General features: G+C 68.6%; 18 protein-coding genes and 1 tRNA gene. 8 read left to right on the plus strand and 11 right to left on the minus strand.

Features of this window, described 5'->3' with window-relative positions; translation table 11 throughout:
- Window positions 1-7 precede the first annotated feature (7 nt).
- From AC07NI_RS18185 to AC07NI_RS18215, 7 genes are all read right to left on the minus strand, one after another.
- Window positions 8-1,432 carry an efflux transporter outer membrane subunit gene (locus tag AC07NI_RS18185; protein WP_494621639.1) on the minus strand — a complete coding sequence of 475 codons (1,425 nt, stop codon included), beginning with the start codon at window positions 1,430-1,432 and terminating at the stop codon, window positions 8-10.
- Window positions 1,429-4,611 carry an efflux RND transporter permease subunit gene (locus tag AC07NI_RS18190; RefSeq protein WP_494621641.1) on the minus strand — a complete coding sequence of 1,061 codons (3,183 nt, stop codon included), beginning with the start codon at window positions 4,609-4,611 and terminating at the stop codon, window positions 1,429-1,431. The genes AC07NI_RS18185 and AC07NI_RS18190 overlap by 4 nt, the downstream gene beginning before the upstream one ends.
- Window positions 4,608-7,739: a multidrug efflux RND transporter permease subunit gene (locus tag AC07NI_RS18195; RefSeq protein WP_494621643.1), complete on the minus strand. Its 3,132-nt coding sequence runs from the start codon at window positions 7,737-7,739 to the stop codon at window positions 4,608-4,610. Before AC07NI_RS18195 ends, AC07NI_RS18190 begins: the two co-directional genes overlap by 4 nt.
- A 15-nt stretch (window positions 7,740-7,754) precedes the next feature.
- Window positions 7,755-9,071, minus strand: coding sequence for an MdtA/MuxA family multidrug efflux RND transporter periplasmic adaptor subunit (locus AC07NI_RS18200; protein WP_494621645.1), 1,317 nt, complete (start codon window positions 9,069-9,071; stop codon window positions 7,755-7,757).
- Between the two features lie 212 nt (window positions 9,072-9,283).
- Window positions 9,284-10,531, minus strand: coding sequence for a M24 family metallopeptidase (locus AC07NI_RS18205; protein WP_494621647.1), 1,248 nt, complete (start codon window positions 10,529-10,531; stop codon window positions 9,284-9,286).
- A 73-nt stretch (window positions 10,532-10,604) separates the two neighbouring features.
- Window positions 10,605-11,231 (minus strand): response regulator, encoded by a 627-nt coding sequence (locus AC07NI_RS18210; RefSeq protein WP_494621649.1) that lies wholly within the window; start codon window positions 11,229-11,231, stop codon window positions 10,605-10,607.
- A complete protein-coding gene (locus tag AC07NI_RS18215) occupies window positions 11,228-14,257 on the minus strand; it encodes a sensor histidine kinase (RefSeq protein WP_494621651.1) in 3,030 nt (1,009 codons plus the stop codon). Before AC07NI_RS18215 ends, AC07NI_RS18210 begins: the two co-directional genes overlap by 4 nt.
- 132 nt (window positions 14,258-14,389) lie before the next feature.
- Here AC07NI_RS18215 and AC07NI_RS18220 point away from each other — a divergent pair, with 132 nt between their 5' ends.
- The 4 genes from AC07NI_RS18220 to AC07NI_RS18235 all read left to right on the plus strand — a co-directional run bounded on the left by AC07NI_RS18220 (window position 14,390) and on the right by AC07NI_RS18235 (window position 17,695).
- Window positions 14,390-14,728, plus strand: coding sequence for a hypothetical protein (locus AC07NI_RS18220; protein WP_494621653.1), 339 nt, complete (start codon window positions 14,390-14,392; stop codon window positions 14,726-14,728).
- A 117-nt stretch (window positions 14,729-14,845) separates the two neighbouring features.
- Window positions 14,846-16,321 (plus strand): ATP-binding protein, encoded by a 1,476-nt coding sequence (locus AC07NI_RS18225; RefSeq protein ID WP_494621655.1) that lies wholly within the window; start codon window positions 14,846-14,848, stop codon window positions 16,319-16,321.
- Window positions 16,322-16,432: 111 nt separating this feature from the next.
- Entirely contained in the window at window positions 16,433-17,260 is an 828-nt protein-coding gene (locus AC07NI_RS18230) for a VOC family protein (protein WP_494621657.1), read from the plus strand.
- A 24-nt stretch (window positions 17,261-17,284) separates the two neighbouring features.
- Entirely contained in the window at window positions 17,285-17,695 is a 411-nt protein-coding gene (locus AC07NI_RS18235) for a putative quinol monooxygenase (RefSeq protein WP_494621659.1), read from the plus strand.
- 157 nt (window positions 17,696-17,852) lie between these two features.
- On the opposite strand, the gene AC07NI_RS18240 is transcribed toward AC07NI_RS18235, so the two are convergent.
- Window positions 17,853-17,928: transfer RNA gene (locus AC07NI_RS18240), tRNA-Lys, on the minus strand.
- Between the two features lie 84 nt (window positions 17,929-18,012).
- Here AC07NI_RS18240 and AC07NI_RS18245 point away from each other — a divergent pair.
- Window positions 18,013-18,351: an Hpt domain-containing protein gene (locus AC07NI_RS18245; protein WP_494621661.1), complete on the plus strand. Its 339-nt coding sequence runs from the start codon at window positions 18,013-18,015 to the stop codon at window positions 18,349-18,351.
- Between the two features lie 63 nt (window positions 18,352-18,414).
- On the opposite strand, the gene AC07NI_RS18250 is transcribed toward AC07NI_RS18245, so the two are convergent.
- Complete coding sequence (locus AC07NI_RS18250) at window positions 18,415-21,501, minus strand: TonB-dependent receptor (RefSeq protein WP_494621663.1); 3,087 nt, start codon at window positions 21,499-21,501, stop codon at window positions 18,415-18,417.
- A gap of 465 nt (window positions 21,502-21,966) precedes the next feature.
- Between AC07NI_RS18250 and AC07NI_RS18255 the strand changes: the two genes are divergently transcribed.
- Window positions 21,967-22,794, plus strand: coding sequence for a TIGR00266 family protein (locus tag AC07NI_RS18255; protein WP_494621665.1), 828 nt, complete (start codon window positions 21,967-21,969; stop codon window positions 22,792-22,794).
- A gap of 34 nt (window positions 22,795-22,828) precedes the next feature.
- On the opposite strand, the gene AC07NI_RS18260 is transcribed toward AC07NI_RS18255, so the two are convergent.
- Complete coding sequence (locus tag AC07NI_RS18260; RefSeq protein ID WP_494621667.1) at window positions 22,829-23,158, minus strand: chorismate mutase; 330 nt, start codon at window positions 23,156-23,158, stop codon at window positions 22,829-22,831.
- 48 nt (window positions 23,159-23,206) lie between these two features.
- Window positions 23,207-24,163, minus strand: coding sequence for a transcriptional regulator GcvA (gene gcvA, locus AC07NI_RS18265; RefSeq protein ID WP_494621668.1), 957 nt, complete (start codon window positions 24,161-24,163; stop codon window positions 23,207-23,209).
- Between the two features lie 186 nt (window positions 24,164-24,349).
- Here gcvA and cobA point away from each other — a divergent pair, with 186 nt between their 5' ends.
- A complete protein-coding gene (gene cobA, locus AC07NI_RS18270; RefSeq protein WP_494621670.1) occupies window positions 24,350-25,192 on the plus strand; it encodes a uroporphyrinogen-III C-methyltransferase in 843 nt (280 codons plus the stop codon).
- Window positions 25,189-25,548 (plus strand): DUF2849 domain-containing protein, encoded by a 360-nt coding sequence (locus tag AC07NI_RS18275; protein WP_494621672.1) that lies wholly within the window; start codon window positions 25,189-25,191, stop codon window positions 25,546-25,548. Before cobA ends, AC07NI_RS18275 begins: the two co-directional genes overlap by 4 nt.
- Window positions 25,549-25,551: the final 3 nt, after the last annotated feature.

Raw genomic sequence — 25,551 nt, forward strand, 5'->3', positions numbered from 1 at the left:
CAAGTTTTCAGCGCCAGCCGCCGCCCAGGGCCTGGACCAGCGCTACCGCGGTGGTCTGGCGCGACACTGCCGTGGTCACCAGAGTGCGCCGCGCCGACAGGGCCGAGGCCTGGGCCGTGACCACGTCGGTATAGGCGACCTGGCCGGCCTTGTACTGGTTCAGCAGCATCTGCTCGGTCTGGTCGGCGGCCTGCGAGGCGGTCAGTTGCAGGGCGTACTGCCGCTCCAGGGTGCGGGCGGCGGCCAGCTGGTTCTCGACGTCCTCGAAGGCCGTCAGCGCCGTCTGGCGGTAGTCGGCGGCGGTGGCGTCATAGGCGGCGCGCGACTGCTCGACGCGGGCCTTGCGGGCCCCGGCGTCGAACAGGGTCTGGGCGGCGGTCAGGCCCAGCGACCAGGTGTTGGCCGTGGTCGTGAACAGGTCGCCCAGCACGCTGGACGTCGAGTTGCCGTTGGCTGACAGGTTGAAGGTCGGGAAGAAGGCGGCGCGAGCCACGCCGATGTCGGTATTGGCTGCGGCCACGCGGCGCTCGGCGGCGGCGACGTCGGGGCGGCGCTCGAGTAGGGTCGAGGGCACGCCGATCGGGATTTCCGGCACCACCGGCTTCCAGTCGCTGACGGGCGCGATACGGAAGCCGCTGGCTGGCTCGCCGACCAGCACGGCGATGGCGTTCTCGAAGGTCGCGCGATCCTGGACCAGGCCTTCCAGCGTCGACTGGGCGTTGGCCAGTTGGGCCTGGGCCTGCAGCACGTCGGACTTCGGCGCGATGGCGGCGTTGTAGCGGTTGGTGGTGATCTGCAGGGACCGTTGGTAGCCCTCGACCGTGGCCTGGACCATGGCGATCTCGACGTCGGCGCGGCGCAGGCCGAGGTAGCTGGTGGCCAGCTCGCCTTGCGCCGAGAGCTGGGCGGCGGCGAGGTCGGCGGCGCTGGCCTCGGCGCTGAACTTGGCCCCACTGATCCCGGCGCGGATGCGGCCCCAGACGTCCGGCTCCCAGCTGGCGCCGATGCCGACCTGGTAGCGTTGGGTGTCGCCGGCGCGGGTGGCCCCGCCGACGGAGGTCGTGGTCTTGGTGCCGCCGCCGCCCGACTTGGTGGCCGAGCCACTGAGGTCGACGGACGGGAACAGGCTGGCGCGCTGCTCGCGGACAAGCGCTCTTGCTTGGCGATAGGCGGCCTCGGCGCGGGCGATGGTCTGGTTGTCCACCTTCACCCGCTCGGCCAGGGCGTTCAGCTGAGCGTCGCCCAGCAGGGTCCACCAGTCGCCACGGTCGAGGTGGTCGGAGGGCGTCGCGGTCTTCCAGCCGTCCAGGGCCTTGTAGGCGGCCGGAGCGGGGGTCTTGAGCGCGGGCGTCTCGTAGGCCGGCGTCATCGAGCAGGCGGCCAGCAGGACGAGCAGCGAGGCGGAGCCGGCGAGGCGGAGAGGGGTCATCATGCGGGTTCCGGCGCGTGGTGGGTCAGATGCCGCTCGTCCTTGCGCGTCTTCCCGCGCAGACGGTCGAGATAGACATAGACCACGGGGGTGGTGATCAGGGTCAGCAGCTGGCTGGCGATCAGGCCGCCGATGATGGCCACGCCCAGCGGCCGGCGCAGCTCGGCGCCTTCGCCGAAGCCGATGGCCAGGGGCAGGGCGCCCAACGCAGCCGCAAGAGTGGTCATCAGGATTGGCCGGAAGCGCAGCAGGCTGGCCTCGCGCACGGCTTCTTGCGCTGTCAGGCCCCGGCTGCGCTGGGCGTCGAGGGCGAAGTCGATGATCAGGATGGCGTTCTTCTTGACGATGCCCAGCAGCAGGAAGACCCCGATCAGGGCGATGATCGAGAACTCCATCTTGAAGATCAGCAGGGCGATGACCGCCCCGACGCCGGCGGCGGGCAGGGTGCTGAGCACCGTGATCGGGTGGACGTAGCTCTCATAGAGGATGCCCAGCACGATGTAGATCGCCACGATGGCGGCCAGGATCAGCAGCGGCTGCTGCTTCATCTGGTCGTTGGCTTGGCGGGCCTGGCCCTGGAAGCTGCCGCGCACGGTGGTCGGCATGCCGATCTCCGCCTCGGCCTGGGCCACGGCGATCTGGGCGTCGCTCAGTGACTTGCCGTCCGCCAGGTTGAACGAGACGGTGGTGGCCAGCTCGCCGTTCTGGTGGTTGACCGAGGTCGGGGTGGCGTTCTGGGCGACGCTGGCGATAGCCGACAGCGGCGTCATGGCCGTGGCCGAGGTGTTCAGGGCCGAGCCGGTCGACTGGTCGCGCAGGGCCGGATTGACGCTGGGACCGGTCTTCGCGGCCGTGCCCGAGGGCCGGGTCGGCACGTGGACGTCGTTCAGCGCCTCGGGGCCTTGGGCGAACTTCTGCTGCCACTCCAGGATCACGGCGTACTGGTTGACGTCCTCGTAGATGGTCGCGACCTGGCGCTGGCCGAAGGCGTTGTAGAGCGCGTTGTCGACGGCGCGGGGCGTGATCCCCATGCGCGAGGCGCTGTCGCGGTCGATGGTCACCAGGGTCTCGACGCCGTTCTCCTGCTGGTCGGAATCGACGTCGGTCAGCACGTCGTCGTGGCCCTTCATCGCCTCGGCCAGTTTGCCGGCCCATTCCTTGAGGGCGGCGCTGTTGTCGCTGGTCAGGGTGTATTGATAGGTCGAATTGCTCTGCCGGCCACCCATCCGCAGATCCTGCACGGGGTTCAGGAACACGCTGAGGCCGGTCACGCGCTGCAGCTTCGGACGCAGGCGGGCGATGACCTCCGAACCCTTCTCCTTGCGCTCGCCGACGGGCTTGAGGTTGACGAACAGGAAGCCGCCGCCGGCCCGCCCGCCGCCGGTGAAGCCGACCACGGTGTCGACGGCGGGGTCCTTGTGGATGATGCCGACCACCTGGCGCAGCTTCTTCTGCATCGCTTGGGACGAGACCGACTGATCGGCGCGGATGCCGGCGTTCAGCTGGCCGCTGTCCTGCTGCGGGAAGAAGCCCTTGGGCACGGCGATATAGAGCCAGGCGGTCATGGCGATGACCGAGACCAGGATCAGGATGACCAGCGGCTTGGCGGCCAGCGCCCAGTCGAGGCTGTGCTCGTAGGTCTTGTGCACGCGGTTGAAGGCCGCCTCGAAGAAGCGGGCCAGGCGGCCTTCCTTCTCTTTCTTCTCGGGGCGCAGCAGATAGGCGCACATCATCGGCGTGGTCGTCAGGCTGATGACCAGCGAGATCAGCACCGCCGCCGACAGGGTGACGGCGAACTCGCGGAACAGCCGCCCGACCTGGCCGCCCATGAACAGCAGGGGAATGAACACGGCGACCAGCGAGATGCTGATCGACAGCACCGTGAAGCCGACCTCGCGCGCGCCCAGCAGAGCGGCCTCGAAGCGGTCCATGCCCTTCTCGATATGGCGGGCGGTGTTCTCCAGCACGACGATGGCGTCGTCGACCACGAAGCCGGTCGCCACCGTGATGGCCATCAGGCTGAGGTTGTTGAGGCTGAAGCCCAGCAGGTACATCACGCCGAACGTGCCCAGCAGAGAGACGATGGTCGCCGCTGCCGGGATGAAGGTGGCGCGGGCGCTGCGCAGGAAGACGCTGACCACCGCAACCACCAAAAGGATCGAGATCAGCAGGGTGACCTCGATCTCGTGCAGCGAGGCGCGGATCGAGTTGGTGCGGTCGCTGGCCACGTCGACGGTGATGTCGCTGGGCAGCTGGGCGCGCAGCTCGGGCAGGGTGGCGCGGACGCTGTCGACCGTCTGGATGATGTTGGCGCCGGGCTGGGCGGTGATCAGGACGATGATCGACGGCTTGCCGTTGAAGAGGCCCAGGGTGCGGGTGTCGGCGACGCTGTCGGTGACCTCGGCCACGTCGGACAGCCGGATCGGCGCGCCGTTGCGCCAGGCGACCACGAGGCCGGCATAGTCGGCGGCCTTGCGGCCCGCGCCGGTGGTGTAGATCTGATAGCGCTGGCCGTTGCCCTCCAGCGCGCCCTTGGGACGGTTGGCGTTGGCCGACTGGATCGCCGCGCGGACGTCCTCCATGGCCACGCCGTACTGGTTGAGCAGGAACGGATTGGCCGAGATGCGCACGGCCGGCAGCGAGCCGCCGCCGATCTCGACGTCGCCGACGCCGGTCACCTGGGCCAGGCGCTGGGCGACGACGTTGGAGACCGCGTCATAGATCTGGCCAGGGGTCTTGGAGTCCGAGGTCAGGGCCAGGATGATCACCGGCGCGTCGGACGGGTTGGCCTTGCGATAGGTCGGATTGCTGCGCAGCGTCGCGGGCAGGTCGGCGCGGGCGGCGTTGATGGCGGCCTGGACCTCGCGCGCGGCGCCGTCGATCTGGCGGTTGAGGTCGAACTGCAGGGTGATCCGCGTCGAGCCCGTCGAGCTCTGCGAGGTCATCTCGTTGACGCCGGAGATCGTGCCCAGCCGGCGCTCCAGCGGCGTGGCGACGCTGGAGGCCATGGTCTGGGGGCTGGCCCCCGACAGGTTGGCCGACACCGAGACGGTCGGGAAATCCACCTGCGGCAGGGGCGAGACCGGCAGCACGAAGAAGGCCGCGATCCCGGCCATGGCCAGGCCGATGGTCAGCAGGATGGTGGCGACCGGCCGCCGGATGAAGGGCCCGGACAGGTTCACGAGGGCGCCCCCGGGATCGGTTCGGGATCGATGCGGTCGGGGTGCGGGCCGTCATCGCGACGCTCGCGCTTGGCCGTGGGGGCCAGGCGGTCGAAGGCCAGATAGACGACCGGGGTCGTGAAGATGGTCAGGAGCTGTGAGAGCAACAGGCCGCCGAAGATGGCGATGCCCAGCGGACGGCGCAGCTCGGCGCCTTCGCCAAAGCCCAGCATCAGCGGGATGGCCGCGAACAGGGCCGCCAGGGTGGTCATCAGGATGGGACGGAAGCGCAGCACGGCGGCCTGGAAGATGGCGTCGTGCGGGCTCTTGCCCTCCTCGCGCTCGGCGTCGATGGCGAAGTCGATCATCATGATCGCGTTCTTCTTGACGATGCCGATCAGCAGGATGATGCCGATGATCCCGATGACGCCCAGGTCGTTGCCGGTGATCCACAGGGCCAGCAGCGCGCCGACGCCCGCCGAGGGCAGGGTCGACAGGATGGTCAGCGGGTGGATGTAGCTCTCATAGAGCACGCCCAGCACGATGTAGACGCAGACCACGGCCGCCAGGATCAGCCACAACTGGTTGGACAGCGAGTTCTGATAGGCCCCCGCCGCGCCCAGGAAGGTGTGGGTGACGGCGACCGGCATGTCGATCCGCTTCATGGCCTTGCGGATCTCGTCGACCGCGTGGCCCAGCGAGACGCCGGGGGCGGTGTCGAAGCCGATGGTGGTGGCCGGGAATTGGGCGACGTGGGTGACCTGCAGAGGCGACTGCTGGGTCTTGATCGTCGAGAAGGCCGCCAGCGGGGCAGGGGACCCGCCGCCGGTCTTGAGGTTCAGGTTTCCGAGCGTGGTCGGGTCGGTCAGGACGCCGGGCTTGGCTTCCAGGATCACCCGGTACTGGTTGGTCTCGGTGAAGATGGTCGAGACGATCCGCTGGCCGAAAGCGCTGTAGAGGGCGTCGTCGACGTCCGAGGCGGTGATCGACAGACGCGCAGCGGTGTCGCGGTCGATGTCGACATAGGCGGCCTGGCCGGTCGCCGAGGCGTCGCTGTAGACGTTGCGGACGGCCTTCACCTTCGCCAGTTCGGCGGTCAGCTTGCCGGCCCATTCCTTGATGGTGGCGGTGTCGGCGCCTTCCAGTGACAGGCGGTACTGGGTGGGCCCCGTCTCGGCGTCGATAGTCAGGTCCTGGGTGGGCTGCAGGTAAAGCGTCACGCCGGCGACATTGGCCACGCGTTCGCGCAGCCGCTGCATGATCTTCTCCTGCGAGCCCGAGCGGTCGGGCTTGAGGTTGATCTGCATCTGGCCGGTGTGGAGCATGGCGTTGTTGGCGCCGTCGACGCCGATGAACGAGGCGACGTTCTCGACCGCCGGGTCGTCCAGGATCGCCTCGGCCGCCTGCTGCTGCAGGGCCGCCATGCGGTCGTAGCTGACCGACTGGGCCATCTCGGTGCGGGCTTGCAGCTGGCCGGTGTCCTGGGTCGGGAACAGGCCCTTGGGGATGACCATGTAGAGCAGGCCGGTCAGCACCAGCGTGCCGACCGCCACGAACAGGGTCAGGGGCTGGTGGCGCAGCACCCACTCCAGGGCCTTCTCGTAGCGCGCCTCGACCTTCTCGAAGAGCTCCTGGGTCTTCTTGCTGATGCCCTTGGCGTCCTGGCCTTCGTGCGGCTTCAGCCAGCGGGCCGAGAGCATGGGCGTCAGGGTAAGCGAGACCACGGCCGAGATCAGGATGGTGATGGCCAGGCTGATGGCGAACTCGCGGAACAGGCGGCCCACGACGTCGCCCATGAACAGCAGCGGGATCAGCACCGCGATCAGCGAGATGGTCAGCGAGATGATCGTGAAGCCGATCTCGCGCGCGCCCTTCAGCGCCGCCGCCATGGGCTTTTCGCCCTTCTCGAGGTGGCGGGTGATGTTCTCGATCATGACGATGGCGTCGTCGACGACGAAGCCGGTCGCGATGGTCAGGGCCATCAGGCTGAGGTTGTTGAGCGAGAAGCCCATCAGGTACATCACCCCGCACGAGCCGATCAGCGAGATCGGCACGGCCAGGCTGGCGATCACCGTCGCGCGCAGGCTGTGCAGGAAGAAGAAGATCACCAGCACCACCAGCGCCACGGCCAGCAGCAGCTCCATCTCGACGTGGTGCACCGAGGCGCGGATGCCGGTGGTGCGGTCGGCCAGCACCTGGACGTCCAGGGTGGCGGGCAGGCCGGCTTGCAGCTCGGGCAGCTTGGCCTTGATGGCGTCGACCGTCTTGATGACGTTGGCGCCGGGCTGGCGCTGGACGTTGACGATGATGGCCGGGGTCTTGTCGGCCCAGGCGCCCAGGCGGGTGTTCTCGGCGCTCTCGACGACTTGCGCGATGTCGCTCAGGCGGATCGGCGCGCCATCCTTGTAGCTGACGATCAGCGAGCGGTAGTCCTCGACGCTGAGCAACTGGTCGTTGGCGTTGATCGTGTAGCTACGCGTGGGGCCGTCGAAGCTGCCCTTGGCGCTGTTGGCGTTGCTGGCGCTGATCGCGGTCTGCACGTCCGACAGGGTCAGGCCATAGCTGGCCATGGCTTGCGTGTCGGCCTGGATGCGCATGGCGGGGCGCTGGCCGCCCGACAGCGACACGAGACCCACGCCCGAGACCTGGCTGATCTTCTGGGCCAGGCGGGTATTCACGAGGTTCTGCACCTCGGTCAGCGGCAGGGTGTCCGACGTGATGGCCAGGGTCAGGACCGGCGCGTCGGCCGGATTGACCTTGGCGTACACCGGCGGGGCGGGCAGGTCGGCCGGCAGCAGCGAGCCGCTGGCGTTGATGGCGGCCTGCACCTCCTGCTCGGCGACGTCCAGCGTCTCGCCGAGATTGAACTGCAGGGTGATGACCGACGCGCCGGCCGTGCTGACCGAGCTCATCCGGGCCAGGCCCGACATCTCGCCCAATTGCCGTTCGAGCGGGGCGGTGACCGTCTGGCTCATCACCTCGGGGCTGGCTCCGGGGTACAGGGTCTGGACTTGGATGGTGGGGTAGTCGACCTGGGGCAGGGCCGACAGCGGCAGCAGCCGGAAGCCGACCAGGCCGGCCAGGACGATGGCCGCCATGAACAGGGCCGTGGCGACCGGCCGCTGGATGAAGGGACGCGAGGGGTTCATCGCCAGCTTTCCGGGCTATTCCGGACGCTGACGACGGCCTTCGCCACCGCCTTGACCCTGGGCGCCAGCTTGGGCGCCGTCACGCTTGTGGCGCTGGCCCTTGCCCTTGCCTTCACCCTTGCCCTGGCCTTGCGGACGGGCGCCCGGCAGCTGGACCTTGCCGCCGTCGCGCAGGCGGTCGCCGCCTTCGGTGATGACCTTGTCGCCGGCCTTCAGGCCCTCGGTGATCTGCACCTGGACGCCGGTCGCCTGGCCGGTCTTCACGGCGGTCTTGGTGACGGTGTGGTCGTCGTTCAGCAGCCAGACGAACGAGCCGTCGCTGCCCTGGCGCACGGCCGTGGCGGGGACGACGATCGCGCCCTTGATGGTGTCCAGCTCCATGCGGACATTGACGAACTGGCTGGGGAACAGGGTGTTGCCGCTGTTCGGGAAGCGGGCCTTGGCCTTCACCGTGCCGGTGCCGGTGTCGACCAGGTTGTCCAGGGTCGAGAAGCTGCCGCGATCCAGGGTCTGGCTACGGGTGCGGTCCAAGGCGGTGACGGGGACGTTGGCGCGGCCCTGGCGGGCGGCGATGCGCGGCACGTCGTCTTGCGGGACGGTGAACTCGACGTCGATCGGCGAGACGGTGGTGATCACGGCCACGCCGTTGGCGTCTCCCGCGCCGATATAGTTGCCGACGTCGGTGACGCGCAGGCCCACACGACCCGAGACGGGCGCGACGATGCGGGCGAAGCCGAGGTTCAGGCGGGCGGTGCCGACGGCGGCCTGGTCGGACATGACGGTGCCTTCCAGCTGCTTGACCGTGGCGGCCTGGTTGTCGACCTCCTGGCGGGCGATCGAGTCCTGGGCCAGCAGGGTCTGGTAGCGGGTCAGGGTCAGCTTGGCGGTGGTCAGCTGGGCCTGGTCGCGGGTCAGGTTGCCCTGCGCCTGCAGCAGCGACATCTGGTAGGGGCGGGGATCGATCTGGACGAGGGCCTGTCCGCGCTGGACGTTCTGGCCTTCGCGGAACATCACCTGGGTGATCGTGCCGCCGACCTGCGGGCGCACCGTGACGGTCGCGGCGGGCTTCACCGTGCCCAGGGCCTCGATGACGATCGGCAGGTCCGTGGCGCTGGCCGTGGCCACCGCCACCGTGCTGGCCGGACCACGCCGACCGCCGCCACCGCCGAAGCCGCCGCCGGGACCGCCGCCCGCGCCGCCTTCACCCTTGTCGCCGTGCAGCAGGGTCCAGGCCAGCCAGACCACGCCGGCCAGGGCCAGGATCGCGATCAGTCCGCCAAGGATCAGCGTCCGGCGGCGCGGGGGCGTACGCGGGGCGTGAAAGTCAGTCATCGTCAGCCTTCGAACGGCCGCGCGCGGCGCGGCGTGAGCGGGCGGCGCGACTGGCCGCCCATAGGGAACGCGCCGTCATGAGCAGACGGACCTGGAGTCCCCTAGAGGCCGAACATGTGCGCCGGTTTGCAGGTCTGAAATGATCGAGCCTCGATATGGCTCCGCTTTGGATGTCGGAAAGTCGCCATAATTTTCGAGGTCGAGCGCTCAGATCAGCCTATCGGCTTGTCGAGCGAGGTCGGGGGCTTGCTGAACCACTGCGGCCCTTGCGGCGTCATGTGGATGCAGTCCTCCAGCCGCACGCCGAACTCGCCGGGGATGTAGATGCCCGGCTCGTCCGAGAAGCACATGCCGGCCGCCAGCTTGGTGGTCTCCGACATCACGAAGTTCACGGGCTCGTGGCCGTCCATGCCGATGCCGTGGCCGGTGCGGTGCGACAGGCCGGGCAGCTTGTAGCGCGGGCCCCAGCCCAGGGTCTCGTAGTAGGCGCGGACGGCGCGGTCGACCGAGCCGGCCTCGACGCCGATCTGGGCGGCCTCGAACGCCACCTGCTGGCCCTTGGCGACGTCGTTCCAGACCTTGCGCTGGCGGGCGGTGGGCTCGCCGAACACGAAGGTGCGCGAGATGTCCGACTCGTAGCCGCCGACATTGCAGCCGCAGTCCATCAGCACGACCTGGCCTTCGCCCAGCACCTGGGGCTGGCGCGAGCCGTGCGGATAGGCCGAGGCCTCGCCGATCAGGATCAGGTTGAAGCTGACGCGCGCGCCTTGCTTGCCCGTGAATTCGGCCATCAGGGCGCCGATGTCCTTGGGCCCCATGCCGGCTTTGACGTTGGCGTGGGTGTGGCGCAGGGCCGCCACCGTGATGTCGGCGGCGACCTGCATCAAAGCGAGCTCGGCCGGCGTCTTGATCATCCGGCAACCGCGGAACACTGCCGCGCCCGACACGACCTGGGCCGAGGGCAGGGCGGCGCTCAGGCCCTCGACGATGAAGGTGCGGATCGTCTCTTCGGTGCCGATCTTGCCCGAGGCCAGCTTGCGGTCGGCCAGCAGGCCGGCGGCGATGGCGTAGGGGCTCTCGTCCTCTTCCCACGGGCGGACCTCGGCCGGGACGCCCAGGCTCTGGCGGATCGAGGGCTCCTCGAACTTCGGCACGACCATGCCGATCTGGCCCTCGCGCGGGATGATCGCCAGGCACGGCCGCTCGCTGCGGCTCCACTGCACGCCGGTGAAGTAGTCCAGCGACGAGCCCGGCTCGGTGACGATCGCCGACAGGCCGAGCTTCACCATCAGGGCTTGAGCCCGCTCCAGCCGCGACTGGCGCTCGGCCGGACCGATCAAGGCGACGCCGTCGGTCATCTTCTTGGCCGGCTGCGCCCAGGCCGGAGCACCCAGGGCGGCCGCGCCGGCAGCAGCGCCGGCCAGGAAGCCGCGTCGGCCGAGGTTCTGAAATGCGGTCATGTCGTTCCTCGAAGCCCTGTAAGCTGGAAAGCCCCTACTTGGGCCAGCCAAGCTTGACCTGGCAAGGTCTGGATCAGAGCGCGATGATGCCCCGGCGCAGCGCGGTGGTCACGGCCTGGGTCCGGTCGTTGACGTCCAGCTTGGAGAAGATGCTGCGGATATGCGCCTTCACCGTTTCCTCGGAGAGGGACAGCCGGTGGGCTATGATCTTGTTGGCGCCGCCGGCGGCGATGCATTCCAGCACGGCGATCTCGCGGGCGCTGAGCGGCTCCTCGGCGGCGTGCACCGCGATCTCCTGCGCCACCTCGGGCAGGACGAAGCGACGGCCGGCGTGGACCAGGCGGATGGTCTCGAGCAGCTCGTGACGCAGGGACGACTTCAGTAGGTAGCCGCTGGCCCCGGCCTTGAGGGCGCGCACGGCCTGGACGTCGCCCTGGTAGGTGGTCAGGACGACGATGCGGGCCTCGGGGGCGATCTCGCGGATGGCGACGATGGCGTCCAGCCCGCTCATCACCGGCATCTGCAGGTCCATCAGGGTCACGTCCGGCCGCAGCCGCTGGAAGGCCTCGACGGCCTGCTGGCCGTCCTCGCATTCGCCGACGATGACCATGTCGTCCCGCGGTCCGACCAGGGCCGCGATCCCCTCGCGCAGGACGGCGTGGTCGTCCACGGACAGCACGCGGATAGGGCGGTCGCTCATCGTGGCCTCGAACTCCAGACGCCGAGATCGCGCAGCCAGCCCCACGCCCGCGCGCCGTCGACATAGGCGGCGCTGGCCGGTGTCTGGACCTCGATCTCGGTGCCGCCCTTAGGGCGAGTCGCGATGGTCAGTCGCCCGCCCGCGCGCTCGGCCCGTTCGCGCATGCCCTTGAGGCCGAAATGGCCCTCGCGTTCGCCCGCCTCCCGCACGCTCGCCGGCAGGCCGACGCCGTCGTCGGCGATGGACAGCGCCAGGCGTCCGCGACCGAAGGTCAGCCGGACGGAGATCCGCGAGGCCTCGGCATGGGCGACGGCGTTGCGGAGCGCCTCCTCGGCGATCCGCAGCATCTCCTCGCTGACCAGCGGCACGGTGGCCCGCGCGGCGCCTTCGATAACCAGCTCGATGGGCGGCCCGTCGCCGAAGTCGCCGACGAGATCGACCAGCGCTTCGGCGAGGTCGGCGCGCGCCGCCTCGCTGCGCAGGTCGCGGACGCGGGAGCGCCCTTCGGCCAGGACGCCGTCCGCGCGATCGAGGGCCTGGTCGATGTCCTGGCGCAGCGGGTCGTCGCCGGCCAGCCGGTTCGATACGGCCTGGAACCGCAGCATCAGGCCCTGGAAGCCCTGCAGCAGGGTGTCGTGCAGTTCCCGCGCGATACGCTCGCGTTCGGCGGTGCGAACCTGGAAGCGGGTCTCCAGCGCGGCCGCGACCTGGCGCAGGCGCAGGCTGTAGAGCGCCCAGGCCAGCAGGGCCAAGGCCACCACGATCAGCAGCTTGAACCACAGCGATTGCAGGAAGGTCGGCGGGATCGTCACCTCGAGGTCGGCGCCCGTCTTGTTCCAGACCCCGTCCTCATTGGCCGCGATGACGTGGAAGCGATACGTTCCCGGCGCTAGGTTCGTGTAGAACGCCTGCCGGCGCGCCCCGGGATCGACCCACTGCGCATCGTGGCCCTCCAGCCGGTACTGCACCTTGACCCGCCGGGGCATGGTCAGGTTGATCGCCGAGAAGCCGATGGTGATGTCCGAGGACCCGGCCTTCAGCCTGATCTTCGTGGGGTCCTTGATCGTGGTCTCGCCGCTGGTCAGCGAGGTGATCGCCACGCCAGGCGGGTCGCGATTGGTCGGCAGGTGGGCGGGATCGAGCCAGGCGATCGCGTCGATCGTGGCCAACCACAGGCGACCGTCGCCGCCCCGGGTCATGGTCCGGTAGTTCTGGGCGTTGGGACCGTTCGGCAGCCCATCCTCATAGCTGAAGGCCCGCCCCTTGAGCCCGAAGGCGGGGTCGGCGAAGGCCTTGTCCAGATCGGTGGTCCTGACCCGCGAAAGGCCGCCCGAGCCGAACAGCCAGGTGTCGCCCTCGGGCGTCTGGGCCAGCCCGCTTACATAGCGCAGCACCTTGGCCTGGGTCTTGGCCATGCCGCTCGTGGAGACCAGCGCCGCGCCGTCCCGACCCGAGAGGAAGATGCCCCGGGCGGTGGCGAGCATCGCGGTTATCCCGTCAGTCGTCTTCAGGATCGGGTCCAGCGACCGCGTCTCGGCCAGCCGGCCTTCAAGCCGGGTCAGGGTCGAGGGATCGGTCATCGTCCACAGCTGACCCCGGGGATCCCTCACCAGCAGGGCCGGATCGGCGTCCGCTGAAAGATCCTTGGCCGGGATCGAGCGCCAGCTCGCGCCCTCGCGCCAATACAGGCCGTTGGTGGAGGCGGGCAGCCAGAACCGTCCCGTGGAGTCGGGGCCGCAATCGTAGAAGCTGGTCTCGCTGGGCGGGGCCGGGAACTCGGTCCGCTTGTCGCCTTGGACCCGGATGATCTTGTCCAGGGAGGCGACCCAGATCGACTGGTCACGATCCTCGCAGATCGCCTTCGGGTCGGTGATGTCGAAGAGGCGCACCGGGGGCTTGCCCGGATCGACCCGGTAGAGGGCGTCGCTCTGGGCGATGTAGACGGCCCCGGAGGAGGCGGTGAGCAACTGGTCGCCGTACCGCGCGGTCGCGGTCATCTCCGGCTCGACGACGATGCTGGGCGTGCTGAAGTGGTCGATGCTGCGGGGGCCGCCGTACCACAGGGTCCCGCGGCGATCGACATAGATCAGCGACGGTCGCGGCGAGGACATCAGCGATCGCTCGCCCCGTTCATAGACGGGGTCAGCCTTGCCGGCTTGTTCGGCCTGGACGAGGCCCGGGACCCGCCCGAAATCCCGGCCCTTGGTCCAGAGGTTGCCGTTCCTGTCGAACGCAACGCCGATCCAGGCCGGGTCGTCGCTCTTCCAGTGGAACGCCCTGGAGGGCTGCGCGGGCCAGCGTCCGCCCGGGCCGCTGAGCCGGGCCCCGCTGTCCGGGCGCACGACCCAGACGCTGCCGGCCGGATCGATGGCCAGCGCCCCGCCGACGCCCGTGGGCGTATCGACGCGCTCGAACTTCGCGCTGTTCGGCGCCCGGCGCAGCACCGACTTGTTGTAGGCGATCCAGAAGGCCCCGTCGGCGGACTCCAGGGTGTAGAACAGCATCTGCCGTTCGGGGTTCGGCGAGACCTTGTCCCAGCGCCCGTTCTGGTACCGCATGAACGGCTGGCCGATCTGGGCGATGCCGACCCACAGCGCGCCGTCGCGGGTCAGGGTGAAGGTGATGACCTCGCCCGAATAGTCCGGCGCCTCGATGAAGGTGAGGCGGCCCTGGCGGAACTGGCCGACCCAGCCCTTCGAGTACCAGACCCAGACCGCGCCATCGCGTCCGACCTGGAGCTTGCGGGGTTGGCCGTACTTCTCGCGATCGACATCCGCGTCCATGGCCTCGAACGACAGGCCATCGAAGCGGAACAGTCCTTCGCGGCTGGCGATCCACAGCATGCCGTTGGCGGTTTCCGCCATGGCGTGCGGCACCGAGGGGGCGCCGTCGTCGCGCGTCCAGCTCTCGTGCTTCAGTTGGCCCATGGACAGCGGATAGGGCTGGGCGGCGACCTCGCAGGCGCCGGCCAGGCACAGCAGCGCCGCCAGCAGGCCTCGCCACAATCGAATAAGTCCTGACGCCATACCCACCCCCGTGGTCGTTCCGCTCATGAAACACTGTTCTGCGAGGGGGCGAAAGGCATCCCCAGATTGGGGGAGCTTAGACTACCTCGATCGGGCGTTCCCTAGGGAGAAGCCAGGGTCCAAGACCGTCCGATGAAAATGACGGCTCCGGCTTACCCTGACGGACTGCTCGGCGCGGGGCTGGCGGTGCTGCGCCTTTCCATGGCTGGAGCGACCCTGGCGCTCTGTCGCCTTCCGGACCTCGGCGGTCACGCTCAGTGGCTGCTGGCGGCGCTCTGCGTATCGCTGGTCCTGGGCGTCGGGATGCGATGGAGCGCGCTGGCCGGCGCCTTGGCGCTGGTCGTGCTCGGACCGCAGACGATCGCGATCATCGGCGGCCTGGCCGCCCTGATCCTGACGGGACCGGGGGCCTTCTCCATCGATGCGCGCGTGTGGGGGCGGGTCCGGGTCCGCTCGCGATCCTCGCGATGACCGAGGGGCGGCGCTCGATCGAGGGATGGCGGGGCGCCCCATCCGAACTTTCCACTGTGGCGCGGGGCGACATCATGGTGCGACGACAAGGAGGGGTGCGATGAACCGCGTGAAGTCATGACCGGCGTCTCGGCCCTCAGCGCGCCGTCCAGCGCGCGTCGGAACCTGGAGGCGACGCCCGCGAGCCGGCCCGAGAAGGCCTATCGCTTTGGCGACTTCCGGCTGGCGCCAGGCCGTCAGCTGCTGCTGCGGGGCTCCGAGCCGGTTCGTCTTGGATCGCGGGCGCTGGACCTGCTGCTGATCCTGGTCGAGCACGCCGGCGAGGTGGTCAGCAAGGAAGAGATGATCCGCTTCGCCTGGCCCAACACCTTCGTCGACGAGAGCAATCTGAAGGTCAATATCAGCGCGCTGCGCAGCGCCCTGGGCTGCGACCAGGCCGCGACCGCCTACATCGCCACCATCCCGGGGCGCGGCTATCGCTTCGTCGCCAAGGTCCGTGGCGAGACGGACATCGATGCGCTGAGCGGCGAGACGGCCCCGGCGCGCAAGACGCAAGGTCTGCCGCCGCCCAAGCGATTGTTCGGCCGGGCCACGGAGGTCGCCGGGCTGACCCAGGATCTCGTCACGACGGGTTCCATGACCCTCACTGGGCCCGCAGGCGTGGGCAAGACCGCCGTGGCCGTCGAGGTCGCGCGGACCTTGGCTTGGCGCTACGAGCACGGCGCGGCCTTCATCGACTTCACCGCGACGGCGGACCCGCGCCTGGTCGCGCCCCTGATCGCCGCCGCCCTGGGCTTGGGCGCAAGCGCATCCGATCCGCTGTCGGCGATCCTGGACGGCCTGAGCCGGGGCAGCCGGCTACTGGTCCTCGATAACTGCGAGCATCTCTCCAGCGCGATCGGTCTTGTCGTCGACCAGATCCGGACGCGCCTGCCGGACGTCGCGGTCCTGTGCACGGCGCGCGAGCCCCTGGGCTACCGCTCGGAAAATCTTCGCCGTCTGGCGACCTTGGCCTATCCCGAGGACAACCTGATCGACCTGGACGCGGCCATGGCCAATCCGTCGATCGCGCTGTTCGTCGACCGGGCGCGGACCGCCTCGGGCTACGACCTGGAGGAGGCCGACATCCCGTTCATCGCGGGCATCTGCCGGCGCCTGGACGGCGTCGCCTTGGCCATCGAGCTGGCGGCGCTGCACGTGGCCCAGCATTCGCCGGCCGTCATCCTGGCCCGCCTGGCGCAGGACTTCGACATCCTGGCCTATGGCCCGCGCGCCGCGCCGCTGCGGCAGCAGGGGCTGATGACCGCCATCGAATGGAGCTATCGCCTGCTTTCGGACTCCGAGGCGGCCGTGTTCCGGCTGGCCTCGGTGTTCACCCGCGCCTTCACCTGCGAGGAGGCGATCGCGGCGGCGGGTGGCGCGGGCTTGGCTCCGGAAGACGTCGCCCGCTGCGTCGGCAACCTGGCCAGCAAGTCGTTGCTCCAGCCGCGCTTCGTGGCGGGCCGGCTGGCCTACGTCATGCTGAACGCCGAACGGCACTACGCCTCCAAACGCCTGCGCCAGGCCGGCGAGGCGCCGGCAGCGTCCCGGTAAAGCGCGGTAAGGACCGGTCTTTACCTCGCTTAACTCGTCAGCTTCCCGCGCCGGACGCAGGCTCATCACATGGCGCTGGCCCCTCCAGCGACCGGGACAGAGGAGCCGAGGATGAGCGATCAACAAGACCCTGCCGGCCTGGAGCGCCGGGACGTCCTTCGCGTCGCGGGCGCCGTAGCCCTTGGCGCCGCCGCCACGCCGGCCGCGGCCCAGGACGGGACCCGCGTCCACGCCAAGCGGATCGTCGACGGCGCCCTGGGCGCGCGTCTGCAGGGCGTCCAGCACTTCGGGCTGACGGTCCAGAACATGGAGCGCGCCTTCGCCTTCTACACCGAGGTGCTGGGCGGCACGGAGGTGCTGCGCGACGGCGACTTCCAGGGCGAGCGGATCCACAACACGCTGTTGACCGCCGAGGAGATCGACGCCCGCGACCGGCACGTGAACCCGCGCGCCCGGGGCGTGCCCGACCTGCGCGGCGGGGCTCAGCGCCTGGACGTGCGCTTCGTCCAGTTCGACAACGTCGTGATCGAGCTGCTGCAATATCGCGACGCCGACCAGCCGATGGGCGGGCCCAACGCCTTCGCCGAGCCGCTGGACCATATGAGCCCGGCCTTCCCGCGGATGATGCACATCTGCTTCCACATCCGCGACGACGCCGACTTCAACATCTTCATCCGCGACCTGGAGGCCGAGGCCGCGCGTCGGGGCATGACCCAGGTCCGCGCCAACCGCGTGGTCACCGTGTCGTCGGAAGCCGACCGCAAGGCCGCCCCGCTGGACGCCAACTCCAACCCGATCACCGAGGGCAAGTCCAACGGCTGGCGGCTGATCTACTGCCGGGGTCCGGAGGGCGAGCAGCTGGAGTTCGTCCAGGCCCTGGGACCGGTCAAGAAGACCTTCGACGACGCCTTGGCCGCCCGCCGCGCCGCCACGAAGTAACCGCCAATCTCAGGGAGATTTGTGATGCGCCTGCTTTCAGCCACGGGGTTGATGTTCGCCATGCTGCTTTCCGCCACCGCCGTTCCGGCCGCCGCGTCGGACTCCACCGGCGTCCACTACGCCCAGATCCCCGCCGAGGCCTATGCGGTGGTCGCCCGCGTCCAGGCCAAGCCCGGCAAGGAGCAGGCGCTGCGCGAAGCCACCTTGCCCCTGATCGCCAAGGTCCGCGCCGAGCCCCACAACCTCGTCTACTTCCTGCAGGAAGACCGCGAGAAGCCGGGTCACTTCATCTTCTACGAGATCTTCGCCACCCAGGCCGATTTCGAGGCCCACAACGCCACGCCCCACGTCCAGGCCTGGTTCGCCAAACTGCCGGAGCTGGCTGATGGCGGCGTGCAGGTGACCCGCATGGAAATCCTCGGAACCCGTCGCTGAGGCCGGCCTCCCGGGGCGCTTCCAAATCGGAGCGACCCGGACAATTCAGATGCTTTTTACAGCGGCGGCCATCGGTCGCCGCTGTGCTGTTTTCAGCGCGCGCGAAGCCGTGGGTCCCCGGAGGGGAAGCTTCTAAGCCGTTCAAATTTTAGGAGAATGGTGGGTGTAGTAGGATTCGAACCTACGACCCGCTGATTAAGAGTCAGCTGCTCTACCAACTGAGCTATACACCCATTCGACGGTCCGAAGCACTTGCGAGCCCTGGCGGCGAGGCGCGGAACATACGCAATGATTTTGGGAGCGCAAGCGCTTTTTTCATGGCCAGACGAGATATTAGCGGAGCCGTTGATTTCGCTTACCTGGAAGGGTTCGCGGCCGGGGATTCCGGGGTCGTCGACGAGGTGCTGGCGCTGTTCCGCGAGCAGGCCGCGCTGTGGACTCCGATGCTGGATCCGACCCATCCCGGCTGGCAGGACGCCGTCCACACCGTCAAGGGCGCGGCCCGCGGTGTAGGGGCCTTCCAGCTGGGCGAGGTCTGCGAACGCTGCGAGGCGGGCCAGGACAGCCTGGAAGCCGTCAGGACGGCCCTGGACGTCGCCCTGATGGACATCGCCGCCTACGCCCACGAACAGGCCCTGCGGTCGCTGAAGGGCTGACAAAGAAAAAGGGGCCGAAGCAGTGCTTCGGCCCCACGCAGGAGAGAGGGTCGTTCGTAGCGCTTAGAACTTGGCGCGCATGGTCACCTGGTAGGTGCGGCCGTCGTAGTCGATGCGGCGGGGCAGCATCGGGTCGTTCTCGTATTCCGAACGGGTCGCGTCGGTCAGGTTGAACGCATCGACCGAGACCGTCAGGGATTCAGTCAGGTTGTACGAGGCCGAGGCGTCCAGCTGGCTGCGCGCCTTGACGGTGCGGGCGTCGCCGACGAACGAGTTGCCGGCGGCCAGGTCGTACTTGTCGCGCCAGTTGTAGACCAGGCGGACGCCGAACTTGGTCGACTCGTAGTAGCCGATCAGGTTCAGGTTGTTCTTCGACACGCTGGGCAGGGTGATCTTGTTGCCCGCCGTGTCGGTGCCGTCGATCTTGGTGTACGAGTAGTTGAACGCGCCACCGAAGTTCTTCCAGAAGCCCGGCAGGAAGTCGAGGTTCTGCTGGATGTTGAACTCGAAGCCCGTGACCGTCATCGGCGACTGGTTGGTCTTGCCGCTGACATTGACCTGGGCGAACTTGGTCGCGCCGTTGATGTTGAACGCCAGCGAGCTCATGCACTTGGGCGTGCCGCTGCTGCGGTCGACCGTCAGCGTGCCGAGGTTGACGTCCAGGTTAGGGAAGCCGTTGGCCGGGCAGAGCACCGACTGGTCGGTGATCGGGCCGATATAGCCCTTGATCTCCTTGCGGTAGGCCGCGATCGAGATCAGGCCGCCCGGACGATTGTACCACTCCAGCGACATGTCATACGAGTCGGAGGTGTAGGGCTTGATGTCCGTGGCGCCGAGCGTGACCGTGAACACCGGGTCGATGTTCGGGTCGACCGGAGCCTGCAGGAAGGTGGTCGGCACGTTGTCGCGCGGTTGCGGACGGACATAGGTGCGGTAGGCGGCGGCGCGGAAGATCAGGTCGTCGCGCAGGTCGGCGACCAAGATGGCCGAGGGCAGCCAGTAGTCGTAGTTGTTCTTGGTCGTCTGGGTCGACAGCGAGTGGTTGATCGCGCCCGGCAGGGCGGCGGGGCCGGCCGCGCAGTTCTTGCAGTTCAGGGCGACGATTTCCTGCTCGGTATATTCGTAGCGCATGCCGACCGTGCCGCGCACCGGGATGCTGAACAGGTCGGTCTTGAACTTGGCCGCCGCGTACGCCGAGAAGACGTCGTTCTGGTTGCTGAAGTTGTTATTCCAGTAGTTGCCGTCGGTGTAGTTGTTGACCACGCCGTAGGGCGTCAGGAACACGCCCGGCGCGCCCAGGGTGAACTGGTCGGGCAGGCCGTTCGGGTTGGTCGTCGTGTTGCGGACGCCCGTGTTGACCGGGGTGATCGCCTTCAGGATGCGGTTGACGTCGACGTTCATCCAGTTGGTCGTCGGGCCGCCGGCCTTACCGCCGAAGAAGTCGTTGGCGTAGGACAGCTGCGAGGCCATGTCGGCCGTGATGTTCTGGGTCTGGGCGCCCAGGGCGGTGTTGCGCGAACCGACGGACGTGAACTTGTTGTGCTCGGCGCGACCGCCGAACTGCAGGTTCGTGAAGAACGAGCTGTCCAGCGAGCGGTCGAAGTCCAGCTGGGCCGCGTTCAGGACGTTGTCCGCTTCGCCATTGGTGCCGGTGACGCCGAACTTGTCGCCGGCGGTGCCCGCGGCTTGGCCGGGCATCTGGGCGCTGGCCTGGGTCGTCGCGGCCGGGGTGGCCGGGATCACGAAGGGGCTGGTCGGCAGGTGGGTGGCGTGCGGCGTGACCAGGGTCGCGGCGTAGTTCGCCAGGTCCGTGCCGCCCAGGTTCACCGTGGTGACGATGCCGTTCAAGCCCGCCGAACCGAGGTTGCGATAGGGGTTCTGGACGACGTCGAACTCGATCTGGTTGGCCAGGGCCTTGGCCTTCGACACGGTCACGTTGGCCGTGGCCTTCCACTGGTCGTTCTTGAATTCCAGGGTCGGGTTGAAGGCCCAGGTCTGGTTGGTGGCCGGCTCGGAACGGACCGAGTCGAACGTGTTGATGTTCTCGGCCTTGAACTTGTTGATGTAGGCGCGCGGACCGTTCGGCGTCTGCACGACGTAGGGCGTGCCGATGTCGGTGATCTTGGCGACCGCCGAGGTGGCGGTCAGGCCAGTGTTGGTGCCGTTGCCCGGACCCGCGTCGATATAGAGCAGGTTGTTGGTGGCCTCATCCAGCTTGCGGCGGGTGATGAAGGCGTTGGCGCCGAGCTTCCACTGGTCGTTGATGCGCCATTCGAAGCCGCCGGCCGACGACAGGGTCGTGCCGCGGTTGAACTTCACCAGCTGACGGGTCTGGCTGGGATAATAGACGCCGCCCGGATTGGCCGCGAGCAGGGCGTCATAGACCGGGTTGGCGCCGGCGGCGGCCTGGTTGCCGACCTGGATGGCGCCCAGCTTGTTGCCCCACGAGTTCACGGTGATCGAGTCGCGGCGGAACTTCTCGGCCTTCCAGGCCACCACGCCGAACACGGCGAAGTCGTCGCTCAGGTGCTTGTTGTAACCCAGCGAGGCCAGCGGGCTGCCGAGGTTGCCCAGGTCGTTGTACTCGTACGAGACCTTGGCGAAGCCGCCGTCCTTGCGCGACAGGGCCGGGTTGATGCGCAGGTCGACATTGCCCGACAGGCCGCCGGCCAGGTTGGACGCCGACGGCGACTTGATGACGTTGATGGCGGTGAAGATGTCCGAGTTGAAGGCGCCCAGCGGGGTCGAGCCGTTCAGGATCGGATCGGCGAACGCGCCGCCGTTCAGGGTGGTGCGGGCGAAGGTGCCGGGCAGGCCGCGCAGGCTGATCGTGGCGTTGCGGCTGTCGGCCTCGCGGTTGATCTGGACGCCCGGAATGCGCTGGATGGCTTCACCGACGTTCAGGTCCGGGAAGCGGCCCAGGCCGTCCGACGAGATACCGTCCGAGATTTCCAGGGTCTCGCGCTTGGTCGAGATGGCGTTGGCGTAGGCCTGACGGAAACCGGTGACAACGACGGCTTCAATGGTGTCCGTATCGGCCTTCTTGTCGCCGGCCGCGTCCTGGGCCTGGGCGGCCGAGCCGACGGCCAGAGCGGCGCACGACGCCAGCAGCGCGGCGCGGAAAACGAACGTGTTGCGAGCATGGTTCATGAGATTGCCTCCCCCGGCGCACTGATATGGCGCCCTTGTGACGACTTATCCGACCAGTTCGGGGGGATGTCAATAATTGGTAATGCCACTTACGCAAAGGTGGCGACCACTTGGTCAGGCCAAACCTGAGGCTGCGGATAGGTCGGTCTGCGCCGATCTTGCGATCAGGGGTTGAGGTGGTCTGTGCTTTGAATTGTCAGGGAAAACAGTCGAATAAACCCAATATGGGCATCACTTCGGCCGATTTGGTCGCCAATTATCAGATGGATGGTAAGGCCAACTGGCGACCTCTGACTTGACCGAACGTCAACGAAGGCGCGCAGGTGCGGCTAAAAGGCAACGCTACCGTCTGGCCAATTCCCGCCGACGGGCGCCACCTGTGGTTTCCATGTGAAGGATGCTTCATTGGCGCGGCGGCGAGAGGCTGGCTAGAACGGTGTTCCCCAAGATGAGGAGTCCCTTTCCATGCCCCCCAGCCCCTGGAGCCACACCCGCAGCGCCAGCGTCGCCGACGACATCGACTTCGAGATCAAGGGCGAGGACCTGCAGTTCGTCGAGATCGAGCTGGATCCCGGCGAGAGCGCCGTGGCCGAGGCCGGCGCCTTCGTCTGGAAGGACGCCAGCGTCCAGATGACCACCGTGTTCGGCGACGGCTCGGCCGACCAGGGCGGCGGCTTCATGGGCAAGCTGCTGGGCGCGGGCAAGCGCCTGGTGACCGGCGAAAGCCTGTTCACCACCGTCTTCACCCACACGGGCCAGGGCAAGGCGCGCGTGGCCTTCGCCTCGCCGACGCCGGGCACCATCCTGCCGCTGAACCTGGGTCAGCTAGGCGGGACGCTGATCTGCCAGAAGGACAGCTTCCTGGCCGCCGCGCGCGGCGTGTCGATCGGCATACACTTCCAGAAGCGGATGATGACCGGCCTGTTCGGCGGCGAAGGCTTCATCATGCAGCGCCTGGAAGGCGACGGCTGGGTGTTCGTCCAGATGGGCGGCACGCTGGTCGAGCGCGAGCTGGCGCCGGGCGAGGAGCTCCACGTCGATACGGGCTGTCTGGCGGCCTACACGCCGGGCGTCGACTTCGACTTGGTGATGGCCGGCGGCGTCAAGAGCGTGCTGTTCGGCGGCGAGGGCCTGTTCTTCGCCCGCCTGCGCGGTCCGGGGAAGGTCTGGATCCAGTCCCTGCCGTTCTCACGCCTGGCCGGCCGCATGATGCAAGCCGCGCAGCACCAGGGCGGCAACCAGGGCGAGGGCTCGATCCTCGGCGGCCTGGGCCGGATGATCGACGGGAACTAAGAGCGGGAGCGCCCTCGCGAGGGGGCGCTTCCCGTCAGCCCTTGGCCTTGTCCCAGCTGTCGTATTCGTACGCGATGCAGCGGTCGATCAGCGTGCGCCAGACGGGTTCGGCGATGGCTTCCGACAGGCCGGTCTCGCGGGCGGCGGCCTTGACCTTGTCCACCACGTCCTCGATCCGCGCGCGGTCGAACACCTTGCTGCGGTCGGCCTTGATGCGGGCCGCGGCGTCCATGAAACCCTGACGTTCGGTCAGGAGCTGGACCAGGGCCCGGTCCAGGGCGTCCACGCCCTGGCGCACATCGGCCATGGTCTGGCAGTCGGCGGGAGCGAGGTGCTCGTCGACGTTAAGAGTCGTGATTTTCATGCGCCCCTTTAAGCCGTTTCCGCTGCCGGAAACCAGTACCGTAAGGGCTTAAATCCCCGAGCCGTTGTCCATGGTTTGCAGCGCGGCCTCGTGCGCCTCGGCCTCGGTCTTCAGCCAGGTCACGAAGGCCTTCACCTGCGGCAGGCGGCCCTTGGCCTTGGGGTGGACGACGTAATAGGCGAAGTCGACCGCCGTGGAGGCCTCGAACGGGATGACCAGTCGGCCGGAGTCGAGGTCGGCCTGGGCCAGGGTGCGCTTGGCCAGGGCCACGCCACGACCGTTGGCGGCCGCTTCGATGACCATGCTGGACTGGTTGAAGCGCGGGCCGCGCGCGCCGTCGACGCCCCGGATGCCGCGCGCCGCCAGCCACATGGCCCAGTCGGGGCAGCTGTCGTCGGCGTCGGGCGAGCCGTCGTGCAGCAGGATGTGGTGGGCCAGGTCCTCGGGACGCTCCAGGGCGTTGGCTTCCAGCAATTCTGGGCTGGCGACCGGCACCACGGTCTCGTGCATCAGGCGGATGACTTCCAGGCCCGGATAGCGGCCCGAGCCGTAGCGGATGGCCATGTCGACCTCGCCGGTGGCGAAGTCCACGACCTCCATGCCGGCCGACAGCCAGACATCGACCTGCGGATGGGCCAGCTCGAACTTGCCCAAGCGCGGCACCAGCCACTTGGCGGCGAACGAGGGGGCGGCGGTCAGGGTCAGGCGGCGGCCATCGACGGCGGCGGTCAGCAGGGAGGCGGCCTCGGCCAGGCGGTCGAAGGCCTCACGCAGGGCGGGCAGGGCGGTCTGGGCCGCGTCGGTCAGCAGCAGGCCCTTGGGCGTGCGCTTGAACAGGGCCGCGCCGACATAGTCTTCCAGGTTCTGGATCTGCTGGCTGACGGCGCCGGGCGTCACCGACAGCTCGTCGGCGGCGCGGCTGAAGTTCAGGTGACGGGCGGCGGCCTCGAAGGCGCGCAGCGCGTTCAGCGGCGGCAGGCGGCGACGCTCGTTGGGTCTTTCCATAGTTTTACTGAACGCCCCGGCAGAAGTCCTTGTTTGCGAATTGAGCCCTTCGCGACGAGTTTGCAAGCGTTCGCTGCCGGATTGGCCCTTTTCGACAGCGTACGCGAGCGGGGTCGTCTCTAGGGGCGACCCCGCCTTGCGTTCCAGAGTTTTATTCCAAGCGCGTTGATAGAGGTTCTAAACAGCATGGCCCGCTCGCCGGTCCGAAACGCTAAACCCGGCCTCGTCGTTGTCGGTGGTACAAGAGCCAACCGTGCGCTCGGCGCGGTGTGGCTGGTCGGCGCCGGTCCCGGCGATCCGGACCTCCTGACCTTCCGCGCCTTCAACGCCCTGCGCGCCGCCGATGTGGTGGTGCATGATGGCCTGGTCTCCGACGAGATCCTGGACCTGGCGCCGCGCCGCGCCCGCCGGATCAATGTCGCCAAGCGCAAGTCGCGCCACACCCTGCCGCAGGACGACATCAATCAACTGATCGTGGCCCTGGCCCTGGACGGCCTGAACGTCGTGCGCCTGAAGGGCGGCGATCCGTTCCTGTTCGGCCGCGGCGGCGAGGAGCTGCTGGCCTGCCGCGAGGCCGGCGTCGACTGCCATGTCGTGCCTGGCGTCACCGCCGCCCTGGCCGCCTCGGCCGGCGCCGGCGCGCCCTTGACCCATCGCGGCGCGGCCCAGGCCGTGACCTTCGTCACCGGTCACGCGGCCCATGGCGAGCCGGACCTGGACTGGGCCTCGCTGGCCCGACCCAACCAGACCGTCGTCGTCTATATGGGCGTCTCGACCGCCGGCCTGATCGCCGAGCGCCTGACCGCCGCCGGCCGCGAAGGCTCGACCCCGGCCCTGATCGTCGAGAACGCCAGCCGCGCCGACGAGCGCCGTGTGCTCACCACGCTGTCGGGTCTGGCCGAAGCCGCCCAGGGCGTGAAGGGCCCGGCGCTGCTGATGGTCGGCGAGTCGATGGCCATGGCCGACGTCGCGCCGATGATCGATCCGATTTCCCAACCCGCCCTGTTCGAGCGGAGCTCGCGTCCATGAAAGCCATCACCGCCAACCGCCTGCTCGACGGCGAGGTCGTGTTCTGGAAGGCCGGCCAGTGGGTCGACCACCTCTGGGACGCCGAACTGTTCGACAGCGACGAACCGGTCGAGACCGCCGTCGCCACGGGCAAGGGCCAGCCGAAGGTGGTGGTCGACGTCTATCCGATCGACCTGGTCGAGAGCGAAGGCCACTGGGCCCCGGTCAGCTACCGCGAACGCATCCGGGCCCTGGGGCCCACCAACGAACCCACGCATGGCAAGCAGGCTGAAGGCGGCGACGTTGTCGAGGCCCTGCGTCACGCCTCGGGCGCGGCGCGCTCGACCGGCCGCGTCGACCTGATCCGCAGGAAGTAGGGC

The sequence above is a fragment of the Caulobacter sp. GW821-FHT10E02 genome (genome assembly GCF_059415225.1).

Bases quoted from the DNA above. Each gene is read 5' to 3' on its own strand.
- AC07NI_RS18245 (WP_494621661.1), top strand. From the start codon at position 18,013: ATGGCCAGACGAGATATTAGCGGAGCCGTTGATTTCGCTTACCTGGAA.
- AC07NI_RS18215 (WP_494621651.1), bottom strand. From the start codon at position 14,257: ATGGCGTCAGGACTTATTCGATTGTGGCGAGGCCTGCTGGCGGCGCTG.
- cobA (WP_494621670.1), top strand. From the start codon at position 24,350: ATGGCCCGCTCGCCGGTCCGAAACGCTAAACCCGGCCTCGTCGTTGTC.
- AC07NI_RS18250 (WP_494621663.1), bottom strand. From the start codon at position 21,501: ATGAACCATGCTCGCAACACGTTCGTTTTCCGCGCCGCGCTGCTGGCG.
- AC07NI_RS18200 (WP_494621645.1), bottom strand. From the start codon at position 9,071: ATGACTGACTTTCACGCCCCGCGTACGCCCCCGCGCCGCCGGACGCTG.
- AC07NI_RS18225 (WP_494621655.1), top strand. From the start codon at position 14,846: ATGACCGGCGTCTCGGCCCTCAGCGCGCCGTCCAGCGCGCGTCGGAAC.
- AC07NI_RS18275 (WP_494621672.1), top strand. From the start codon at position 25,189: ATGAAAGCCATCACCGCCAACCGCCTGCTCGACGGCGAGGTCGTGTTC.
- AC07NI_RS18195 (WP_494621643.1), bottom strand. From the start codon at position 7,739: ATGAACCCCTCGCGTCCCTTCATCCAGCGGCCGGTCGCCACGGCCCTG.
- AC07NI_RS18230 (WP_494621657.1), top strand. From the start codon at position 16,433: ATGAGCGATCAACAAGACCCTGCCGGCCTGGAGCGCCGGGACGTCCTT.
- AC07NI_RS18210 (WP_494621649.1), bottom strand. From the start codon at position 11,231: ATGAGCGACCGCCCTATCCGCGTGCTGTCCGTGGACGACCACGCCGTC.
- AC07NI_RS18220 (WP_494621653.1), top strand. From the start codon at position 14,390: ATGAAAATGACGGCTCCGGCTTACCCTGACGGACTGCTCGGCGCGGGG.
- AC07NI_RS18255 (WP_494621665.1), top strand. From the start codon at position 21,967: ATGCCCCCCAGCCCCTGGAGCCACACCCGCAGCGCCAGCGTCGCCGAC.
- AC07NI_RS18185 (WP_494621639.1), bottom strand. From the start codon at position 1,432: ATGATGACCCCTCTCCGCCTCGCCGGCTCCGCCTCGCTGCTCGTCCTG.
- AC07NI_RS18205 (WP_494621647.1), bottom strand. From the start codon at position 10,531: ATGACCGCATTTCAGAACCTCGGCCGACGCGGCTTCCTGGCCGGCGCT.
- gcvA (WP_494621668.1), bottom strand. From the start codon at position 24,163: ATGGAAAGACCCAACGAGCGTCGCCGCCTGCCGCCGCTGAACGCGCTG.
- AC07NI_RS18260 (WP_494621667.1), bottom strand. From the start codon at position 23,158: ATGAAAATCACGACTCTTAACGTCGACGAGCACCTCGCTCCCGCCGAC.
- AC07NI_RS18235 (WP_494621659.1), top strand. From the start codon at position 17,285: ATGCGCCTGCTTTCAGCCACGGGGTTGATGTTCGCCATGCTGCTTTCC.